The sequence below is a fragment of the Nocardia sp. NPDC060220 genome (assembly GCF_042727815.1).
GTDB lineage: Bacteria > Actinomycetota > Actinomycetes > Mycobacteriales > Mycobacteriaceae > Nocardia.
In genome coordinates this window covers 1-1,065 of the sequence record NZ_JBHWZY010001385.1, presented here as the reverse complement: position 1 = coordinate 1,065, position 1,065 = coordinate 1, and the positions used below count along the sequence as shown (strand labels likewise).

Genomic DNA, 1,065 nt, shown 5'->3' with positions numbered 1-1,065 from the left:
ACCTCCCAGCTCTGCGCCAGCCACGGCACCGGCTTGCCGGTGGTGGGATCCTGGTCGGTCAGCGAATCGACCGTCTCGCGCAGCGAATACAGGGTGTCGCTGCTGCCCACCTGCTGCGGATCGACGCAGCCCGCGTCGGAGGCGACCGAGAACTTCAGCGTGCCGCCGGATCTCGGTGGACCGGCATCGCCGCCTTGGTCACCACCGGTGCCGCAGGCACCGGTGAACAGGGTGACCACCGCCGCCGATGCCACGGCACAGCGAATCGACTTCGAACGCACAACACTGCTCACGCAAGAATTCCTCTGTCTACTGCCCGGATTCACGTGGGACTCACGGCGGGCGACACGACGAAACATTTCACACCTTGAAATACCCGGTCAACAATTCGGATCACCTCGCTCGGAATACATCGACGCACCGAATAGCGCGGTACACCATCGGGCGGTATCGGGCACCGTGCTAGCTTCGCATCGTGTCGATTACCGAACGGCGCGCCGCGCGATGGGTTGTCGCCCGGCAGAGAAAGGACCGACGTGACCGCTGTACATGACAATCTGCTCGCCACGATCGAAGCGGAGCGGGCGATCTTCCGAACGTTCTACAAATTCTTCCGGATCGCCGACACACAGGAGAGCGAGCGGTTCAGCGAGTGCTTCACCCCCGACGCGCTGATCGAGTACCGGATCATGCCCGGCCCGCCGGTGCTGTTCCACGGTCGTGACGAGTTCACCGATCACATGAGCCGGGTGCCCAAGTCGCAACGCTCCCTGGTCGCCCATGTCATCGGGCAGGCCACCATCGAGTGGAACGGCGACAAGCCCCTGCTCACAGCCTATGCGACCGTGTGGCACTGGTTCTCCAGCACCGCCGCCACCGATGTGGGCCGACCGGCTGACTGGGTGGTCATCGGGCTGGTTCAGGACGAGTTCGAGCAGTACGAGGGTGAGTGGCTCATCTCGCACCGGGATGTCCGGCATGTCGCGGGCCGGGTCGCCGCGGGCCACGGCCCGGGCTGAATATCACGGTTACCCACCGCCGGAGATCCGGCCGGACTCGGCGACG

Annotated in this window: 1 protein-coding gene and 1 pseudogene; one reads left to right on the top strand and one right to left on the bottom strand. The window is 64.9% G+C overall.

Translation table 11 applies throughout. From position 1 onward, the window contains the following. A pseudogene (locus ACFWF3_RS36970) lies at positions 1 to 293 on the bottom strand (ABC transporter substrate-binding protein); the annotation flags it as partial. Between the two features lie 243 nt (positions 294 to 536). Between ACFWF3_RS36970 and ACFWF3_RS36965 the strand changes: the two are divergent. Then, a complete protein-coding gene (locus tag ACFWF3_RS36965) occupies positions 537 to 1,019 on the top strand; it encodes a nuclear transport factor 2 family protein (protein WP_301907190.1) in 483 nt (160 codons plus the stop codon). Positions 1,020 to 1,065 lie beyond the last annotated feature (46 nt).